The sequence below is a fragment of the Acinetobacter sp. YQ_14 genome, assembly GCF_043102985.1.
Lineage (GTDB): Bacteria > Pseudomonadota > Gammaproteobacteria > Pseudomonadales > Moraxellaceae > Acinetobacter > Acinetobacter venetianus.
The window spans coordinates 37,229-55,712 of record NZ_JBICJJ010000013.1 but is presented as its reverse complement, the minus strand read 5'-3'; the positions used below and the strand labels follow the sequence as shown (position 1 = coordinate 55,712).

Below are 18,484 nucleotides of genomic sequence, written 5' to 3'. Positions count from 1 at the left end.
TTTATCGCCTCGTCAGCGATAAATAAAACGCAATAAATATTTAACAACTTAACCGTAAAGCTAAGTTATTTTTGCTTCATTGCGTCGGGATGTGTGCATTATAGGAGATTTTTTTTGGTGCGCAAGCTTTTTTAACTCTTTGTTTTATCAAGTGTTCTTTTTTTACACACAAATAGCTTTAAAAACACCAAAATAAAGCAGCAAATAATTGAAATAAAAGCAGAAATATATTTTTAATATTTCTGCTTTTATATTTTATTTCTTATTCTTTATCTGTACGCTGATAATTTTAATTGGTTGTTTAGGTACATCTTGATGCATTCCATAGTTTCCTGTTGGTGCATTAACGATTTTATCAACGACCTCCATCCCTTTCGTTACCTTACCAAATACAGCATAGCCAGCATCCATATTCGAACGATTTAGAAAGTTGTTATCAGCCACATTAATGAAAAATTGGCTTGTAGCAGAATTTGGGTTACTGGTACGCGCCATTGCCAAAGTACCACGATTATTTTTCAGTCCATTATTTGCTTCATTGACGATTGGAGCTTTTGTTGCCTTCTCAATCATATTGGCATCTAAACCGCCACCTTGAACCATAAATCCGGGGATGACACGATGAAAGATTGTTCCTGAATAAAAATTGCTTTTTACATAGTTCTCAAAATTCTTTGCAGATACTGGGGCTTTATCATCAAATAATTCGATTTCAATATTACCCATGCTGGTTTTCATATCCACCATCGTATTTGCAAATAAATGACTACTCGCCAAAATTAGAGCTGTTGTAATGAACAGTTTTTTCATGATTGCTTTTCTCTGTACAGAAATAGATTTGTTGTAGCGAGTCATCTTAGTTTTATCAATCTTTTTTTGCTATTTCTATTTGTTATCTTCTAAAAACACAAAACCGATGTTTCACGTGAAACATCGGTTTGAAAGTATTAGTGATGCTTATCCCAAAACTTTCTGAAGTTCTTAGCTATCTCGATCGTATTTCGTTTAGCCTTGCTCGAAATTGGAGTTAAATTAATAAAACCGTGAGTTTGTTCAGGGTAATCGATGTATTGCACTTTAACACCGCTTTGTCTGAGCTTATGGCTATATATTTCACCTTCATCATGCAGTAAGTCATGTCCAGCAGTAATCACATATGCTGGCGCAAGCTTTTTAAGACTGCCATAAGTTGGAGAAATAAGTGCGTCATCCAAAGCAACATTGTGCTGCGTTGCATAATAATCTGTAACGTAATCTACATCTTTACTTGTTAACACCAGCCCTTCTCCATATGCATAAAATGAAGGATGTCGACTTTTGAAATCGACAACTGGATAAATAAGTAATTGTGCTTGCGGTGCGTATGACTTACCTGCGGCGTGCTGTGCAACAACAGTACTGATGTTTCCACCTGCACTATCGCCAGCAACCGCAATACGGTTTTTATAAATTTTCAACTGACGGCGGTTTTGATAAACCCATGCTAATGCATCTTCACATGATTTGATTAGGAGTTGCGGCGACACTTCTGGCGCAAGTGGATAGTCAATACTTAAGACTTGTACTTTTGCATATTTGGCAATAAGTCGACAGGCTTCATCATGAGTATCTAAACCACCGACAACAAAACCTCCTCCATGATAAAACACAATCATTGGAAGTTTTTTATTTGGTGCAGGATGATAATGTCTTGCGAAAACAGTTCCACTTTGTAGTGGTAAGCGAATATCTTCAACTGAATCAATCGATGTTGATTTATTTAAAATCGCCAACATTTGCGCATCGAATTGTCGGCGTGATTCGATTGGATCATCTCCAATAAAGCCAATGCGTCCTTGTTTAATCTGAACAGCCATAAGGCATTTGGTAAATGCATCCAAATCTGGATATTGATACGGATAGCCTAAAAGTTTAGCGAGGGATTCTTGTACGATCTTGGGCAGCTTATCAAGTGCTCGTGCAGCAGGACCTTGTCCTTTATCTAAAATTGTTTGAATTTTTTGAGGTAATGCTGTCACTGTCGTCCCCTTCTCTCACACTGTCCATAATTCTTGTTCTCGTTGACTATATGCTTTTATAAAGTCATAGATCAAGAATAAGATTTCAAAATATGTCGTACGCTAAAGGGCTATTCTTTAAAAGTCATTAACCATTATGCTTATTCGATTTCGTTTTTTCTGCCAATTAACAACAGATTTTAATGCTTTGTTTAGAAATTATAAAACCAGAACTGAATGACTCAACTCTGGTTTTATAGCACTTAAAAAGTGTCATTTTTATGAATAAAGTCGCTATGCATGATATATAGCAGTACATCTATAAATTGATTTTTGGCATCTAACATTCAATCTATTGCAAGCCGACTTAGCATAAAAAATTATTGGCCTGCTGCATCAGCACCAGCTGAGCCAGATACTGAACCTGAAATATCTGCTGAAGCACCGCCTGGTTGAACATCTACAGATGTACCAGCTTGTACACCAACACCACCTTGTACGCCTGTTGGGCCTGCACTAGTTTGAGCTGAACCAGAAGCATCTAAACCACCTTGAGTCGAACAACCCACAGCTGTGAATGCAACACCAGTTACAACCATAGAGATCAATGCTAACTTTTTCATTGTGTATTTCCTTTCATTATGACAAATAGCAAAGTTATCTTTGCGTTGCCTATCATTCACAATTTTTTCTGCTGGCGTGATGCGGATTAGTAGCGGTTTGTTATTTATACAGAGTGCTTTTGCAACTTTTATTTAATCAATTAAAAGCAGATTTCACATATTTTCCTGATCATAAAAATTGGCTAAGCACTTATCTATTCATAACTTTTGTTGATATAAACTGAATTTATTAAAGAAAAATTCGAACATCTTCATTTTTTATAATTTATATAAACCTCGTAGAACATACCCAAAAGCTTACAATTACAAAGAATAGGTTAATAGTTACTTTAATCTAAATAAAAGCCGCAATCAGAAGATTACGGCTTTATGATTAATTTAGGCTTAAGGCCACTGCATCTCACCTTTAACAACTTTAGCACCTAACTCAAGACTACTTGTTTCAGTCAGCGTCGGATATTTCTGTTGCATGGTTTTAATCAACACTTCTGAGTTTTTGCTAGATTTAACGGCTTGTTCGTATTGCTTTAAATAATCAATTGAAAAGTTCACCGCATTTAAACCTTCAGCAGCACCAGCCTTCATATGTGCAGGAACAACTGTTTGCGGTTTCAGCGCTTTGACCGATTCCAATGTTTTGATCACTTCAGCACGATCTTTCGTAGTTGGGGTATCTGCTGTCCAAAGGTGAATACCTGAAGATACTGGAATGCCGCCAACCACCGCTTTTACACTTGGAATCCATAAATAAGTCAGTTCTTTTTGACCCTTGATTTCGATGGTTTCATTCTCAAGTTTCAATGTTTTGGCTGTGTATGCTTGTGGAACAATAATTTTGCTTGGAGCATTGGCACCCATTTTTGGACCCCAGTAATCCACTTTAAGCGCTTGCGTATCCTGAATATGTTTAACCGTTTCAGGCGTAGCAATGATTTGTACATTCGGGAAATATTGTTTAAATACATCTAAACCAAAATAGAAATCTGGATCACCATAACTCACAAAAATTATTTTCAGCGTTTTTCCACTGTCTAGAATATCCGCTGCAATACGAAGCGCTTCTGATTTTGAAAATTGAGCATTGACCAACAGGACTTCTTTATCCCCTTCAATCAAGGTAGAAGTGACACCAAAATGCTCAGGCTTCGCTAAAAAGTTTTGGAGTGTTAAGTCTTGGGCAAATGTCGTTGATGCTACTGTTAATGTTGCAATGGTTGCGAATGCAATTGCATAAGGATTCATTTTCATATGTTGTCTCCAATCTGATAAGGAACACTTTAAATTGCAATTATTGCTGAATAAACACCCTGAATTAAGATAAAATGTTGCATATCTTGCAACAATCAAAATAAATATGGATACCTTAAAAGCCATTCAAGTCTTTGTCTGTATTGCACAACAAGGCAATCTCAGCAAAGCTGCAGAACATTTAGACTACTCTAAAGCAATGGTGTCGCGTTATTTGGAACACCTTGAACAAACATTTTCCACTCGACTGTTTCAACGCAATACTCGCAAAGTTTCACTGACGCCTGCAGGTGAAAAAGCACTGGTCTATTGTGAAAATATTTTACAACAACAACAACTCTTGGAAAGTTTAGCAGCGCCAGAACAACATAGCGGTACTATTCGTTTTACGTGTGGCTTGTTCTTATTTCAATTGGGTGTCAATGAATGCATCAAGCAATTTAAAAAACGTTATCCGCACATTCATTTTGATGTGTATTTAACTGAAAATACCGTTGATCTCATGGATGCCCAAGTTGATCTCGCACTTAGGATTACGCAAAAAGTTGCTGATGGACTGATTGCTCGCCCTGTCTGCCAAATTGAATCTGTGTTCTGCGCACATCCACATTATTTAAAAGATCACCCTCCTCTCTCTCATCCCAGCCAATTGATTCAGCATGAATGTATTGCTCATCATACCCACAATCAATATTGGACGCTTTTTGATACAGATCAGCAACCACAGAACTATCCGTTAAATGTTACGTTTAAGAGCAATGATGTGATCGCGCTCTATCAGATGTGTCTCAAAGCGCAAGGTGTTTCCATGCTACCGACTTTGTTAGTACGTCAAGATTTTGCCGAGCAGCGCTTAGAACGAGTGTTTACAGATTTTTCTGCGCCCGATCTCACCTTGTCTTTGGTGTATGCATCAAGACAACATTTACCGAAAATAACCCAAGAATTTATTGCTTTCGTCATCGAAAACTTAAGTTTTTACTTAAATAAGCAAAATTAAAAGATTTAAATCGACCTGAACGCTTGAATTTTGTCGCGTTGCCCATACTTCATCCGTATCTATGAATGACCTATACGTGGCAGTTCGGGTTTGACCCTATGAGCATCAATGCCAAAAGGACTGTACATGTTTGAGAACTTTTTTAAACGGAGATCATCAATGGCTAATGAGCACAATGAGCAAGCTCAAGACATTCAAAATGAGCAACAGACTGAACAAACTCAAGCTGAAGGTGTAGAGCAAGCAAACGAGCTTAGCGTTGAAGATTTACAAGCGCAAATCACTAAACTCGAAGAAAGCCTAAAACTCGAAAAAGCACGTACTGCCAATGCAGTTTACGAAGCACAGAAAAGTGTTGAACGTATTCAACGTGAATCAGAAAAGCATAAAGACACTGTGCTTGAGAAATTTGCGAAAGAGCTATTGGATTCTGTCGACAACCTTGAACGTGCGATTCAAGCAGCTGGTGCAGAAGAAACACCTGTATTAGAAGGTGTAAAACTGACTTTAAAATCATTGCTTACGACGCTTGAAAAATTCGGTGTCGTAGAAGCAGACACAAAAAATGGTTTTAATGCAGACCTTCATCAAGCGGTTGGTATCGATCCAAATGCTAAAGCCAATGAAATTGGTACGGTTTTACAGAAGGGCTATACCTTAAATGGTCGCCTACTCCGCCCTGCAATGGTCATGGTCGGACAATAAATCCAGTATTTTGAGAGTTTTTCAGTTTTTTTTCATAAAAATGCTTGAAAAAAAACGATTGACTCTCATATCGAATAACAAGCAAATCCCCTTTACCGAAAAGCATATGAGGGGGATTCACAAAATTTTAGAGGAACACATCAAATGGCGAAAATTATTGGTATTGACTTAGGTACTACCAACTCATGTGTTGCTGTACTTGAAGGCGACAAAGTAAAAGTAATTGAAAACGCAGAAGGCGCACGTACAACTCCATCGATCATTGCATACAAAGATGGCGAAATCTTAGTTGGTCAAAGCGCTAAGCGTCAGGCTGTAACAAACCCGAAAAACACATTATTCGCAATCAAGCGTTTAATCGGTCGTCGCTACGAAGATCAAGCAGTACAAAAAGACATCGGTCTTGTACCATACAAAATCATCAAAGCTGACAATGGTGATGCTTGGGTTGAAGTAAACGATAAGAAACTTGCACCTCAACAAATCTCTGCTGAAATCTTGAAAAAGATGAAAAAAACTGCAGAAGACTATTTAGGTGAAACAGTAACTGAAGCAGTCATCACTGTTCCTGCTTACTTCAACGATGCACAACGTCAAGCAACTAAAGATGCAGGTAAAATTGCAGGTCTTGATGTTAAACGTATCATCAACGAACCAACTGCTGCTGCACTTGCGTTCGGTATGGACAAAAAAGAAGGCGATCGTAAAGTTGCTGTTTACGACTTAGGTGGTGGTACTTTTGACGTATCGATCATTGAAATCGCAGACTTAGATGGCGACCAACAAATCGAAGTATTGTCAACTAACGGTGATACATTCCTTGGTGGTGAAGACTTTGACAACGCATTGATCGAATTCTTGGTTGAAGAGTTCAAGAAAGAGCAAAGCGTAAACTTGAAGAATGATCCACTTGCGTTGCAACGTTTGAAAGAAGCTGCTGAAAAAGCAAAAATTGAGCTTTCTTCTTCTAACGCAACTGAAATCAACCTTCCATACATCACTGCTGATGCGACTGGTCCTAAACACTTAGTGATCAACGTAACACGTGCGAAACTTGAAGGTTTAGTTGCTGACTTAGTTGCTCGTACGATTGAGCCTTGCCGTATCGCGCTTAAAGATGCTGGTCTTTCAACTTCTGAAATCTCTGACGTAATCTTGGTCGGCGGTCAGTCTCGTATGCCAATGGTTCAACAGAAAGTTCAAGAATTCTTCGGTAAAGAGCCACGTAAAGACGTGAACCCTGACGAAGCTGTAGCGATTGGTGCTGCGATTCAAGGTGCGGTATTGTCTGGTGACAAAAATGACGTTCTTTTATTAGACGTAACACCTTTAACTTTAGGTATCGAAACAATGGGCGGCGTATTAACTCCGATCATTGAGAAAAACACCACGATTCCTGCGAAGAAATCTCAAGTGTTCTCTACTGCTGCTGACAACCAACCAGCTGTAGACATTTCGGTTTACCAAGGTGAACGTAAAATGGCTCAACAAAACAAATTGTTGGGTAACTTCCAATTAGGCGATATCCCACCTGCTCCACGTGGCGTACCGCAAATTGAAGTATCATTCGACATTAACGCTGACGGTATCTTAAAAGTATCTGCAAAAGATAAGAGCACTGGTAAAGAGCAATCAATCCAGATCAAAGCAAACTCAGGTTTGTCTGATGCTGAAATCGAAGCAATGATCAAAGATGCTGAAGCAAATGCTGAAGAAGATCGTAAGTTTGAAGAACTTGCTAAAGCACGTAACGAAGCTGATGCATTAATTTCAAGCTCACAAAAAGCGGTTAAAGATCTTGGTGAACAAGTAACTGCTGAAGAAAAAACTGCGGTTGAAACGGCGGTTTCTGAACTTGAAGCAGCAACAAAAGAAAATGATGTTGATGCAATCAAAGCGAAAACTGAAGCGTTACAAAACATCTTGATGCCTATTACACAACGTGCTTATGAGCAAGCTCAACAAGCAGGTGGTGGCGCTGAAGGTTTTGATCCAAATGCATTCCAAGGTGGTGATGCGGGTCAACAACAAAAAGCGGACGATGGCGTTGTAGATGCTGAGTTCACAGAAGTAAAAGATGACAAAAAATAATTTGTCTCTTTAAAAAAAGACCGCGCGTAAGCGCGGTTTTTTTGTTTTAAGATTCATTAAGTTGATCGAAATATAGTTCACCCAAAATCGGCATAAATAAAGGGATTACACCACAGGCTTTAATTTCTTCAATAAACTCAGGAATATTCACCCCTGGCAATAACTGGGGTGGTGCATCAATCGGCGTGACCATCGTATCCCAATGACATGGAATGATATATTTCGGCTTCAATAGCTTCACAACGTCTTTGACATAGTTAGGGCGATATTTCCGCCCAATCGCACATAAACACACAATATCAGCTTGCTTCGCTTGTAGTTCCTGCTCAATAAAATCCGCCGAATCAATATGTACAATGCTTAAATGCCCTGTATCAATCCACCAATTAAATACCTGACCATGCTTCAGATGGTGAAACTTAGGTGGGTATGGTGGTGGTGTGGTCATATCTACCGGTAATGGAACACGACCAAACAAGGCCTTACCATGGATTGATGGCAAGCCAACAACTTGCCATTTGCCACAATTAATAATTTCTCTCCCTTTTGTTTGAAGCATTTGCTGTTCAGATAACCCTGCTGAGCGTGCATACATCATGGTGGCCTGAGAACCAATTAAGCGTGCTCCTGTTTGTTTACAAACCTCAGGCGCATCTAGAATATGATCATAATGTGCATGACCAATCAGCACATCATCGGCAGAAGGGATATATTTGTGGACTAAAGAAGGGTCACTCAATAAGGGCTGCGTAAAGGTCTGCCTTAAATTCGGACGACTGATAAATGGATCTAAAACCAAAGTACGATACTGATCTGAAAGGATAAATCCAGCAGTTCCCAAATATTTGATTTTTAAATTTTTAACGTTTGCCTCTGCAGGAGAATCTGCTGTCCATGCAGTATCAGGCGCTTTCAGTAAATATTTCAGCATCTCTATCCCTTGAATTTCTTTTATATCCTTCGTTATTGCTTTTTAATATCCAAAATGCATCTGTATTTTTCAGTATCGCCCTATTTTGCTATATTGATTTAGATTGCTTATATTTGAACATATCTTCACCTTTAGAATAATCTTTATTCTATGTCGAGAAAAACAAAATAAAATGATTCGTTTTTTTACTATTCTTGGACTGGTATTTTTTCTGTTATGGTCAGGCTATCAGACGCATCAACATCCGCAACTCAAGTTCAATTCACTTTTAGATCGTATTACTCATCCTTTTGATACACGTTTGCGATATAGAATCGTTGATGTTGATCCTCGTTTTAAACTCACAACAGAACAAGTGAAACAACTGAGCGTACAAGCCACACAAATTTGGAAAGATGGAACTGGTCAAGATTACTTCGTCTATGATCCAAATGCACAATTAGCTATCCATTTTATATACGATGAGCGCCAAATTGAAAGTGAACAACGCCGAGAACATTTGAGCCAGCTCGAAACAGGTCAACGACAATGGCTGGATAAGAAGCAACGACTTGATCAAACTGAACAGGAAATTCTGAATAATAAACAGTTTCTCGATTTAAAACAGCAACAACTCAATCAACAAATTCAGCAATATAACCAAGAGCAACTGATTGCTCAACAACGCCCTGCATCCATAGTTGATCGGGACTATTTTCAACGAAGACAACAAGCCTTACAGGACAATATTCAACAAGTACAGCAAGAAATCACCCAATACAATCAGAAAATTAGCAGTTTGAATCAGCAAGTTGATGAGTTAAATCAATTAAACCAACAGCTTGATCAGTCTGTTCACCAATATAAACAACGCTTTCAACCACATTTATTTCATAAAGGGTTATTTAATGGTAGAGAAATTCTAATCTATGAATTTGAATCCGAAGATGATCTACGCTTAACGCTCGCACACGAGTTAGGTCATGCTCTTGGGCTACAACATGCAAATGATCCAGCCGCGCTCATGTACCCATTAATGAAAGATCAAAATGCTGAAAATTTTCGCCTGACCCAAGCTGATCGTGAGCTTTTAATCAACAGATAGCATGGATAAAAGTGAAAGTTTTAACTAAAAAGTGAAGTATTTCTCACTCTTTCATTTATTTACAAAAAAACAACAAAAGTGATTTTTATTGATTTTCTTCCACTTCTCTACACTTTAAGCCAATCGATAAACCACAAGATTATGATTTGTATCATTTTATTTAGAATAAAAAGACATAATATATTCCATCTCAGTTTTATTTTGTTGTGTTATTCACAGCATTCATTTTTTTATTTTATGGAAAAAAGTCACACTTTTAAACCTTGTTTATTAAGTAGATAGCGTTTTGACGGCAAAATAATATTGCTCAAAAATAAATCTTATTTGGGGGAGTTTGGCTCATGCGCAAACAAGGTTTAGCCGTTATAGTTGCATGCTTATGCATGGGTCTACCCAATCTAAGCTATGCCCAAAATGCATCACATACAGCGGGTTCACATACACATGAATCTATGCAAATGCCATTGCATTACCGAATTGCAGACATTGACCCACGCTTTAATTTAGATAGCCAACAAGTTTTGGAGCTTACACAGCAAGCGGCGAAAATTTGGGAACAAGAAACAGGACAAAAAAACTTTATTTATGATCCACAAGCTGAATTTACGATTAACTTTGTTTACGATGAACGCCAACAACATAGTAAAAATCGTGTAGAGAACTTAGATCAGCTCAATCAACAACAACAACAATGGGAAAATCAAAGGCTACAACTACAACAAGTGAAAGATGAGATCCAGAAAATGACGGCGCTCATAGCAAGTAAGCAAACCCAACTGACCTCTCAGTTTCAACAATATAACGCTGATGTACAACAATTTAATCAACTTCGCTCTTCGTCTAAGCAAATGGCTGACCAGCTCGCACAACGCCAACAAGAACTACAACTTCAATCAAATTCTTTAAAGCAAGAAATAGCTCAACATAAACAAAAAACTCAACAGTTAAACCAAGCAATTCAAAGCCTAAATCAAAATAATAAACAATTAGTGTTATCAGCAAATCAATTTAACAAAAACTTTCAACCTCGTTTATTTCATAAAGGCCATTTCAACGGTAAACAAATCTATATTTATGAATTTACGTCTAAAGAAGATTTACGCTTAACACTGGCTCATGAACTCGGACATGCGCTCGGTTTAGAACACACAGATGATCCAACGTCAATCATGTATCCAGTCATTCAAAAACAAAACTTACAAAAGTTTGAACTCACAAAAGCGGATCAAGAACTGGTACGAGCAATGAATTAAATAACAAGTCATCGCACGACTGTTCGTTAAACGTAATTTTTCACCAAACGGTATATTTATTAAACAAATAAACTTTTATTTTACGTGAAAAATAAAATATTAATAAATTTTCAAATTCACATAAAATACTAAAAAATTCGATATGTATAATTCAAAATAAATGACTGTGTTTCATGTAAATTTCGTCTAATTCATAATCAATACTCGAATTTATGTTCAATATTTCCATATATTCATTTATCTTTATTTTATGGAAATATTGTATAAATTGATGAATTACTCTCTTTTTTATAAGTTTGACTACTAAACATACCTGATTAAAATACGTCCTTTTTCAATTTTATCTCCCTGTATGTACCCCTTTATTTTTATGTTGGCTACATGTTTTTTCATGCTGCTCTCTCCTTCAGCTTTAGCTAAAGTTTCTTCTAGTTCAACATCTCCTCAAATTCGCTATAGCACCGAGAATCCTTTACGTTATAGAATCGCAGAGCTAGACCCGCGCTTAAATCTCAACAAACAACAAGTAATCGAGCTAAGCCAACAAGCTGCCGCAATCTGGTCAAAAGACACAGGACAAAACTATTTTGTTTATGATCCTTCAGCAACATTTGTCATAAATTTAGTATTTGATCAACGTCAGATACGCAGTATAAAACGCGCTGAGAATTTACATCAATTAGAAAAACAGCAACAAATTTGGCGCGATCAGAACCAACAATTACAGATACTTAAACAGCAACTGCGCTATGCTGATACACAATTAGAATTACAAAAAACCGAATACCAAGCACAAGTGAAATCCTATCAAACCGCTATAGAACAACTGAATGCTGCTCACTCTAAAAAGTCATTGGCAAAAAAATTGCAAAAGCAACAACACGCACTTGAAAGCCAAAGCCAACTTTTACAAGCACGTATCCAAAATCACAATCTAAAAGTACAGCAACTCCAAAAACAATCCGAAAAATCGAATCAATTACGTCAGCAACTCGTTCAGTCAGTCGATGAATTTAATCAGACATTTAAGCCACAAGTACTTCATAAAGGACAGTTTGATGGTAAGCAGATTTTTATTTATGAGTTTTCATCACTGGATGATCTACGCCTCACTTTAGCTCACGAGTTTGGTCATGCTTTAGGTCTGAAACATACTCAAGACCCAAAATCTTTAATGTATCCAAGAATTAAAGAACAGGATGCTAAAGACTTTCAGCTGACCAATACCGATTTAAAACTGTTAGGCTTTGCTGACTAAATTTAGTAGATAAATCAACTAAATTATAGAGATGATGTTTTTAAACTTAGGTAACAAGAATGGGTCGCTTATTTTGTTTTTTTCATGTTATTGTGTTGATAAAACATCATCTTAGTCTTAATGGAGAACAACATGAGTTACTATCATATTCTCATCGAAGTGAGCGACCATATCAGTACGATTGAGCAAACTCGTGATGTTGAAATCATGGACATTCAAGACATTAGTCCATATCTCCATTCTATTTTAATTCCTTATTTTAATGAGCAAGAGGTTGAACTCGAGGATGAAAATGTTGGTTATGATGAAATTCTACATTTAGAAGTAAAACAAACTTTATTACCGATTGAACACTTGATTGAAGAAGAACAAAAACAACTCCCAAGCGATACTGATGTCACTATTTCAGCTTATGAAATCTTTAATGATCGCGATCTAAGCCAAGATGTGACTGCCGTCATTTTTGATATTTTAGAAGCAGTTAAACTCGACGCTGCACCTTAAAATAAAAAGGTCTGCTTATGCAGACCTTTTTATCATCTCTTAGATTTATTGCATCATTTCTTTTGCCTGTTCTTGGCGGAAAGCTTGCAAGATTTGTTGTCCTGCACGCCCTGTTGGATTTAATCCTAAACGAGTTTGTTCTTGGCGAATCGCTTGACGACTTTTATCACCAATCAATCCATCTACAGCACCAATATCGTAGCCACGTTTAATTAAAAACTGTTGAATTTCACGACGTTCCGCACGAGAAGTCCCTGCATCATCGGTTGGCCAAGCTGTTAAAAATGGTGTTCCACCTTTCAAACGATCTGATAAATGTGCAATCGCTAAACCATAACTTTCTGCTGCATTATAGCTGTAAATCGCATCAAAATTTTTAAATACCAAGAAAACTGGCCCGCTTGCTCCTGCTGGCGCAATCAATCCCGCTGGTGTACTGCCAGATAAATTTCCTTGAATTAAAGCGGTGCCATCTGCGCGCGTTACCCCTTGTGCAATCCAATGATTTAATGATTTTTTATTACGACGACTTTCGCCTGAAATCGACATCCCTTGTGGAATTTTTACCTCGAAGCCCCAAGGCATTCCCGTTTGCCACCCTGCTCGTTTTAAAAAATTCGCTGTCGATGCCAATGCATCTGTGGTACTTGAAACCAGATCACGGCGACCGTCACCATCAAAATCAACCGCTAAACGCTCATAAGTTGATGGCATAAATTGGGTATGCCCAAATGCACCCGCCCACGAACCATATAATTGATCTTGTGTTAAATCACCACGTTGTAAAATACGCATCGTCGCAAAAAATTCACCACGGAAATAACTTTGACGGCGACCTTCACAACTCAAAGTACCTAGTGCTTGTAATAAAGGATATTTACCAGAAATATCACCATAGTTACTTTCCACACCCCAAACGGCCACAACCGTTTCAGCAGGCACACCATAGGTCTGCTCTACACGTCGAAGCACATCACGGTGTTGTGCAAGTTTTTGCTGTCCAGCTTGAACACGCTCGTTATCAACCAGACCCGATAAATAGTCCCAGATCGCCGTAGAAAACTCAGGCTGATAATTTAATTTATCAATGACGGAATAATCAGGCGTTAAATTTTGCGTGTAACGATCATAAGTCGCACCCGATACGCCAGATGAAATGGCTTGGGAACGCAAATTGGCAATACATGCTTGGAAATTTGAGTTTGGTGAATAAGTACTGTTAGATAGTGCTGTTGTTGTCGGCGCTGACACCGTTGCACCATTAATAACAAGCTCTGCATGAGCTTGGTTGAAAAAAGCAAATAAGGCAGTGCCTAGAAAAAAAGAAAAATGTTGTTTCATGTCTAAAACCAGAATTTTTAAATTTAAATTTCTCCCTCACCATAACATGCCACTCCCAGATGTATAGTTTGGAAACGTAAATTTGAATTCATTTCTTGTCTTTTAAATTTAAAACACAACTTTTAAATTCATAATTCGATCTAATTTTTAAATTCAAAATAAAACACATCACTTTTTTAAATTCAAAACAACACTCAACCACCACTCGCACTTTAAATTCAAAGGCCAAGCTCATAACACTCATGCTTTTGAATTCAAAAAATCAACCTCTTTTAAATTCATTTCAATTTAGCCAAAACATGAAAAACAATAGATTGTTTTTTTAATTCCTTATATTTCAAAATACTAAGATTAGTTAAGGAGTTACCCACAGATGAAAGTTTAAATTCAAAACACAGATTTAACTATGCTTTTAAATTTAAAAACACCCTCTATTTTTGAATTTAAAAACGCAAACTCGTAGCCCAACTCATTTGAATTCAAATTCAGGGTCATACTTTAAATTCAAAATGACAAATAAAAGTTATCCACAAGCTCGATTCTCCATACTTTTTAAATTTAAAAATGGATAGACAATAAAAAAGCGATCCGAAGATCGCTTTTTTTACGGCATTGTGGATAAGTTTAGAGATTCATATCAGCCGTCAATGCTAAAGGTACAGGTAAAATCTGTGCTAATTGACGGCATAGGCCTATTAAATCATCCGAATTATTCGGCATCAAGGTAATATGACCTAACTTACGACCAGTACGCTCTGACTTATTATAGAGATGTAAATGTGCACCTTGCAGCGCCAATACATCTTCAGATTTTGGATGTTGACCAATAATATTGATCATCACCGTTGGGCGAACCACATCGGTTGAACCCAAAGGTAAACCCGCCACAGCGCGGATATGATTTTCAAATTGCGAACAAATTGCACCTTCGATCGACCAATGACCTGAGTTGTGTACACGACATGCCATTTCATTGGCATATAAACCTTGCTCAGTCACAAATAACTCGAGTGTAAGAACACCGACATAATTTAAGTGGTTCAACAAACGGGTAATATAATCTTGCGCAACAGGTTGCAGATCTGTGCTATTTGGCGCAGGTACAATCGAGTGTGACAAGATACCATTATGGTGGTGGTTTTCAGCGAGTGCCCAAGTTTTGACATCGCCATCTTGACCACGAACTGCAATAATCGAAACTTCACGACTGAATTTCACAAAACTTTCAGCGATCAAGCTTTTCGCCGGACCAAGTTCAGCCCACGCTGTATCAATCTGATCTTCTGAACGAAGAACAAATTGACCCTTGCCATCGTAACCACCTGTCACCGTTTTCAACACGATTGGTAAACCTAGATCAGCCACCGCTTGTTTTAAGCTGTCTAAGCTATCCACAGCACGATACGGCGCAACAGGAATATTCAATTCATCAAATAAGGATTTTTCAGCCAAACGATTCTGGGCAGTTGCCAAAGCAAGGCGAGGAGGGTGCAGTGTCTTGGTTTGTGTCAAAACATCTACATCAGCCACAGGGGTATTTTCAAACTCAAGGCTGAAAACATCTGCACTCGCAATAAAGTCCTGTAAACCTTGCTCAGTTTTGCTTGAAAAAACTGGACCTAGAATCGCTGCTGGGCAGTCTGTTTCTGCTTCAAAAAAGCTGCATTGAATATTAAGCGGTAACGCTGCTTGCGCCATCATGCGTCCAAGCTGACCGCCACCAAAAATGCCAATGGTTTTATTCATGATCAGCTCCGTTAAACTTGACCAGGAATGTTATTGCCTGACACTTTTTCGGTTTGAGCAGTACGGAAGTCAGCAACATTTTTAGCAATTTCAGGACGCGTTAAACCTAAGATTTGCGCTGCCATAATCGCAGCATTGGTCGCACCTGCTTGGCCAATCGCTAATGTTCCTACTGCAATACCAGCAGGCATCTGTACGATTGAAAGCAATGAATCAACGCCATTTAAAATCGAAGATTTAACAGGAACACCAAGTACAGGTAAGTCAGTTTTAGCTGCACACATACCCGGTAAATGCGCTGCACCGCCAGCACCCGCAATAATCACTTGAATACCACGGTCACGTGCTGTTTCAGCATATTCAAACAAACGATCTGGTGTACGGTGCGCAGAAACCACTTCAGCTTCGAAAGGTACACCCAATTGTTTGAGCATATTTGCAGTATGTTCGAGAGTTGCCCAATCTGATTGAGAACCCATGATAATCCCGACTAAAGGTTGGCTATCTGTTGCGACCGCATTCATTGGCTTTTCCAAAACATGATAAAAATAGAGAAGTATCTCGACTTGCGCCAAGCACGAAGGAAGAAATTGGCAAATATTATAGCGTTTTTTTCAATCATCCCCAACAAAAGAACGCTGCGAATGATTTCGAATCAAATTAGCTTTGATTGCGGAAAACAAAGTAGACACAGCCCAATAGACATAACATCGCCCAGACGTAGTCTAGCTTGAATGGTTGTTTGAATAGAAAAATCATAAAGGGGACGAATACAATCAGCGTTACCACTTCTTGGGTAATTTTCATCTCACCCAAACTCCAGCCATTTGCATTGAGCAGTTTGGTTGCTGGAATCATAAAACTATATTCAAGTAGGGCAATACACCATCCAAATAAAATGGCTTGCCAAAGGGGCGCATGATGCAAAAATTTTAAATGCCCGTACCACGCTAAAGTCATAAAACAATTGGAAATGATAAGGAAACATAGCGCTATAAGAGTCGGGCTCAAAGTCTTATCCTTTTAGAAAAATTCAGGCTTTAAAATGTGCCTTGCAGGGTATGGGAAGATCATCCAACAGACCTTATATTTTATCATTTATTCGCAATCTGATTCCTAAACAACAACAACGAATTTTGACTATCTTTTCACTGCAAGCCTTGCTATCGTTGCGATTGATTTTTATTGATAATGACAAATACAGACACCAAGTTGTGCTGTATCAAAAGCAGTGGAGTAGGCGAGTTATGCATCTGCATATTTTGGGTATTTGTGGCACATTTATGGGGTCTCTGGCTCTATTAGCACGAGATTTAGGACATAAAGTCACAGGTTCAGATGCCAATGTTTATCCGCCAATGTCTACCCAACTCGAAAATGCAGGTATTGAACTAATGCAGGGCTACGATCGTAGCCATTTACAACCCCATCCTGATCTCGTGATTGTCGGTAATGCCATGAAACGTGGTATTGATGCCGTTGAATACATGCTTAATGAAGGTCTACCTTATATTTCAGGCCCGCAGTTCTTGGCTGACCATGTTTTACAAGGCAAACATGTACTCGGTGTTGCTGGTACTCATGGTAAAACCACAACGACCACAATGTTAGCTTGGGTGCTGGATCAAGCAGGTTTAAATCCTGGATTTTTGATTGGTGGCGTACCGCTTGGTTTTAGCGAAAGCGCACGTTTAGGTGGTGGAAAATACTTCTGTGTAGAAGCAGATGAATATGATTCTGCATTCTTCGATAAACGTTCGAAGTTCGTTCACTATCACCCTAAAACTGCGATTTTAAATAACCTTGAATTTGACCACGCTGACATTTTCGATGACCTTGCTGCGATTCAAAAACAATTCCATCACCTCGTGCGTACCATTCCAAGTGAAGGTCGTATTATTGCACCAATCACTGAAACTAATATTGATGAAGTACTGGAGCAGGGCTGTTGGACGCCTGTAGTTCGTACTAGCCTTGAGCCGAATGATCAAGCGGCTTTATCTGCTGAACTGATCAGTGCCGATGGTAGCCACTTTAACGTGCTTGAACATGGCAACGTGGTTGGCGAAGTACAATGGAATATGACAGGACAGCATAGTGTTGCTAATGCATTGGCAACGATTGCAGCGGCTCAGCATGTCGGTGTTAGCCTTGAGCAAGCTTGCGAAGCCTTATCTAACTTTGGTGGTGTGAAGCGTCGCATGGAGCTTTTGGGAACGGTTCGTGGTATCGAAGTCTATGATGATTTTGCCCATCATCCAACTGCCATTGAAACGACTTTAGACGGCGCACGTAAACGTCTAGGCGAACGTAAGCTATGGGCGATTATCGAGCCTCGTTCAAACACCATGCGTATGGGCAGTCATAAAGATGGTTTGGCGCACTCTGCGCGTTTAGCAGATGAAGTGATTTGGTATCAACCTGAAGGCTTGGATTGGGATTTACAACCTGTCATCTCTGCATCATCAAACAAAGCTGAAGTCAGCCGCTCACTGGATGACATTATTGCTCGTGTAGTCAATGAAGCAGGTGAGGGTGACGCTGTGGTGATCATGTCCAATGGTGGTTTTGGTGGTTTACACCAAAAGTTGATTACGGCTTTATCTTAATCGAGCTTTTCATAATTTTAGAACGGTATTCACTATCGTGACAGGCGGCATGGATGCCGCCCGTTGGACTGTGGTATAGGGATATACCATCAGT

The 18,484-nt window shown here is 38.6% G+C and carries 17 protein-coding genes; 8 read left to right on the top strand and 9 right to left on the bottom strand.

Annotation, left to right across the window (positions count from 1 at the left end; all coding sequences use genetic code 11):
- Window positions 1-255: 255 nt before the first annotated feature.
- From ACF8D3_RS07185 to ACF8D3_RS07170, 4 genes are all read right to left on the bottom strand, one after another.
- Window positions 256-810 (bottom strand): peptidylprolyl isomerase, encoded by a 555-nt coding sequence (locus ACF8D3_RS07185; RefSeq protein WP_023012798.1) that lies wholly within the window; start codon window positions 808-810, stop codon window positions 256-258.
- 137 nt (window positions 811-947) lie between these two features.
- Entirely contained in the window at window positions 948-2,018 is a 1,071-nt protein-coding gene (locus ACF8D3_RS07180; protein WP_007482199.1) for an alpha/beta hydrolase, read from the bottom strand.
- A 359-nt stretch (window positions 2,019-2,377) separates the two neighbouring features.
- Complete coding sequence (locus ACF8D3_RS07175) at window positions 2,378-2,620, bottom strand: hypothetical protein (RefSeq protein ID WP_004882185.1); 243 nt, start codon at window positions 2,618-2,620, stop codon at window positions 2,378-2,380.
- A gap of 384 nt (window positions 2,621-3,004) precedes the next feature.
- Window positions 3,005-3,868: an MBL fold metallo-hydrolase gene (locus ACF8D3_RS07170; RefSeq protein WP_392470902.1), complete on the bottom strand. Its 864-nt coding sequence runs from the start codon at window positions 3,866-3,868 to the stop codon at window positions 3,005-3,007.
- A 106-nt stretch (window positions 3,869-3,974) separates the two neighbouring features.
- Between ACF8D3_RS07170 and ACF8D3_RS07165 the strand changes: the two genes are divergently transcribed.
- The 3 genes from ACF8D3_RS07165 to dnaK all read left to right on the top strand — a co-directional run bounded on the left by ACF8D3_RS07165 (window position 3,975) and on the right by dnaK (window position 7,664).
- On the top strand, window positions 3,975-4,868 hold the full coding sequence (locus ACF8D3_RS07165; RefSeq protein ID WP_007482193.1) for a LysR family transcriptional regulator: 894 nt from the start codon (window positions 3,975-3,977) through the stop codon (window positions 4,866-4,868).
- A gap of 159 nt (window positions 4,869-5,027) precedes the next feature.
- Window positions 5,028-5,573: a nucleotide exchange factor GrpE gene (grpE, locus tag ACF8D3_RS07160; protein WP_007482191.1), complete on the top strand. Its 546-nt coding sequence runs from the start codon at window positions 5,028-5,030 to the stop codon at window positions 5,571-5,573.
- Window positions 5,574-5,717: 144 nt separating this feature from the next.
- Window positions 5,718-7,664: a molecular chaperone DnaK gene (gene dnaK / locus ACF8D3_RS07155; protein WP_004882189.1), complete on the top strand. Its 1,947-nt coding sequence runs from the start codon at window positions 5,718-5,720 to the stop codon at window positions 7,662-7,664.
- Between the two features lie 46 nt (window positions 7,665-7,710).
- Here the strand turns inward: dnaK and ACF8D3_RS07150 are convergent, their stop codons facing one another.
- Window positions 7,711-8,595 carry an MBL fold metallo-hydrolase gene (locus ACF8D3_RS07150; RefSeq protein ID WP_392470901.1) on the bottom strand — a complete coding sequence of 295 codons (885 nt, stop codon included), beginning with the start codon at window positions 8,593-8,595 and terminating at the stop codon, window positions 7,711-7,713.
- Between the two features lie 172 nt (window positions 8,596-8,767).
- On the opposite strand from ACF8D3_RS07150, the gene ACF8D3_RS07145 reads away from it, so the two are divergent.
- The 4 genes from ACF8D3_RS07145 (at window position 8,768) to ACF8D3_RS07130 (ending at window position 12,694) form a co-directional block, all read left to right on the top strand.
- On the top strand, window positions 8,768-9,679 hold the full coding sequence (locus tag ACF8D3_RS07145; protein ID WP_392470900.1) for a matrixin family metalloprotease: 912 nt from the start codon (window positions 8,768-8,770) through the stop codon (window positions 9,677-9,679).
- A gap of 341 nt (window positions 9,680-10,020) precedes the next feature.
- Entirely contained in the window at window positions 10,021-10,932 is a 912-nt protein-coding gene (locus ACF8D3_RS07140) for a matrixin family metalloprotease (RefSeq protein WP_392470899.1), read from the top strand.
- A 352-nt stretch (window positions 10,933-11,284) separates the two neighbouring features.
- On the top strand, window positions 11,285-12,190 hold the full coding sequence (locus ACF8D3_RS07135) for a matrixin family metalloprotease (RefSeq protein ID WP_392470898.1): 906 nt from the start codon (window positions 11,285-11,287) through the stop codon (window positions 12,188-12,190).
- 120 nt (window positions 12,191-12,310) lie between these two features.
- Window positions 12,311-12,694 carry a hypothetical protein gene (locus tag ACF8D3_RS07130; protein ID WP_165593500.1) on the top strand — a complete coding sequence of 128 codons (384 nt, stop codon included), beginning with the start codon at window positions 12,311-12,313 and terminating at the stop codon, window positions 12,692-12,694.
- Between the two features lie 45 nt (window positions 12,695-12,739).
- Here the strand turns inward: ACF8D3_RS07130 and ACF8D3_RS07125 are convergent, their stop codons facing one another.
- The 4 genes from ACF8D3_RS07125 to ACF8D3_RS07110 all read right to left on the bottom strand — a co-directional run bounded on the left by ACF8D3_RS07125 (window position 12,740) and on the right by ACF8D3_RS07110 (window position 16,792).
- Window positions 12,740-14,035: a lytic murein transglycosylase gene (locus ACF8D3_RS07125; protein ID WP_392470897.1), complete on the bottom strand. Its 1,296-nt coding sequence runs from the start codon at window positions 14,033-14,035 to the stop codon at window positions 12,740-12,742.
- Window positions 14,036-14,659: 624 nt separating this feature from the next.
- Window positions 14,660-15,781, bottom strand: a complete 1,122-nt coding sequence (locus tag ACF8D3_RS07120; protein ID WP_392470896.1) for a 5-(carboxyamino)imidazole ribonucleotide synthase — start codon at window positions 15,779-15,781, stop codon at window positions 14,660-14,662.
- A gap of 11 nt (window positions 15,782-15,792) precedes the next feature.
- A complete protein-coding gene (purE, locus tag ACF8D3_RS07115; RefSeq protein ID WP_004882201.1) occupies window positions 15,793-16,305 on the bottom strand; it encodes a 5-(carboxyamino)imidazole ribonucleotide mutase in 513 nt (170 codons plus the stop codon).
- Window positions 16,306-16,441: 136 nt separating this feature from the next.
- Window positions 16,442-16,792: a DMT family protein gene (locus ACF8D3_RS07110; protein ID WP_031234702.1), complete on the bottom strand. Its 351-nt coding sequence runs from the start codon at window positions 16,790-16,792 to the stop codon at window positions 16,442-16,444.
- 236 nt (window positions 16,793-17,028) lie between these two features.
- Between ACF8D3_RS07110 and mpl the strand changes: the two genes are divergently transcribed.
- A complete protein-coding gene (mpl, locus tag ACF8D3_RS07105; protein ID WP_392470894.1) occupies window positions 17,029-18,390 on the top strand; it encodes a UDP-N-acetylmuramate:L-alanyl-gamma-D-glutamyl-meso-diaminopimelate ligase in 1,362 nt (453 codons plus the stop codon).
- The last annotated feature ends 94 nt before the right edge of the window (window positions 18,391-18,484 follow it).

Excerpts from the sequence above, each read along its gene's own strand:
- ACF8D3_RS07185 (WP_023012798.1), bottom strand. The coding sequence starts at position 810 with ATGAAAAAACTGTTCATTACAACAGCTCTAATTTTGGCGAGTAGTCAT.
- ACF8D3_RS07175 (WP_004882185.1), bottom strand. The coding sequence starts at position 2,620 with ATGAAAAAGTTAGCATTGATCTCTATGGTTGTAACTGGTGTTGCATTC.
- ACF8D3_RS07170 (WP_392470902.1), bottom strand. The coding sequence starts at position 3,868 with ATGAAAATGAATCCTTATGCAATTGCATTCGCAACCATTGCAACATTA.
- ACF8D3_RS07165 (WP_007482193.1), top strand. The coding sequence starts at position 3,975 with ATGGATACCTTAAAAGCCATTCAAGTCTTTGTCTGTATTGCACAACAA.
- grpE (WP_007482191.1), top strand. The coding sequence starts at position 5,028 with ATGGCTAATGAGCACAATGAGCAAGCTCAAGACATTCAAAATGAGCAA.
- dnaK (WP_004882189.1), top strand. The coding sequence starts at position 5,718 with ATGGCGAAAATTATTGGTATTGACTTAGGTACTACCAACTCATGTGTT.
- ACF8D3_RS07150 (WP_392470901.1), bottom strand. The coding sequence starts at position 8,595 with ATGCTGAAATATTTACTGAAAGCGCCTGATACTGCATGGACAGCAGAT.
- ACF8D3_RS07145 (WP_392470900.1), top strand. The coding sequence starts at position 8,768 with ATGATTCGTTTTTTTACTATTCTTGGACTGGTATTTTTTCTGTTATGG.
- ACF8D3_RS07140 (WP_392470899.1), top strand. The coding sequence starts at position 10,021 with ATGCGCAAACAAGGTTTAGCCGTTATAGTTGCATGCTTATGCATGGGT.
- ACF8D3_RS07135 (WP_392470898.1), top strand. The coding sequence starts at position 11,285 with ATGTACCCCTTTATTTTTATGTTGGCTACATGTTTTTTCATGCTGCTC.
- ACF8D3_RS07130 (WP_165593500.1), top strand. The coding sequence starts at position 12,311 with ATGGAGAACAACATGAGTTACTATCATATTCTCATCGAAGTGAGCGAC.
- ACF8D3_RS07125 (WP_392470897.1), bottom strand. The coding sequence starts at position 14,035 with ATGAAACAACATTTTTCTTTTTTTCTAGGCACTGCCTTATTTGCTTTT.
- ACF8D3_RS07120 (WP_392470896.1), bottom strand. The coding sequence starts at position 15,781 with ATGAATAAAACCATTGGCATTTTTGGTGGCGGTCAGCTTGGACGCATG.
- purE (WP_004882201.1), bottom strand. The coding sequence starts at position 16,305 with ATGAATGCGGTCGCAACAGATAGCCAACCTTTAGTCGGGATTATCATG.
- mpl (WP_392470894.1), top strand. The coding sequence starts at position 17,029 with ATGCATCTGCATATTTTGGGTATTTGTGGCACATTTATGGGGTCTCTG.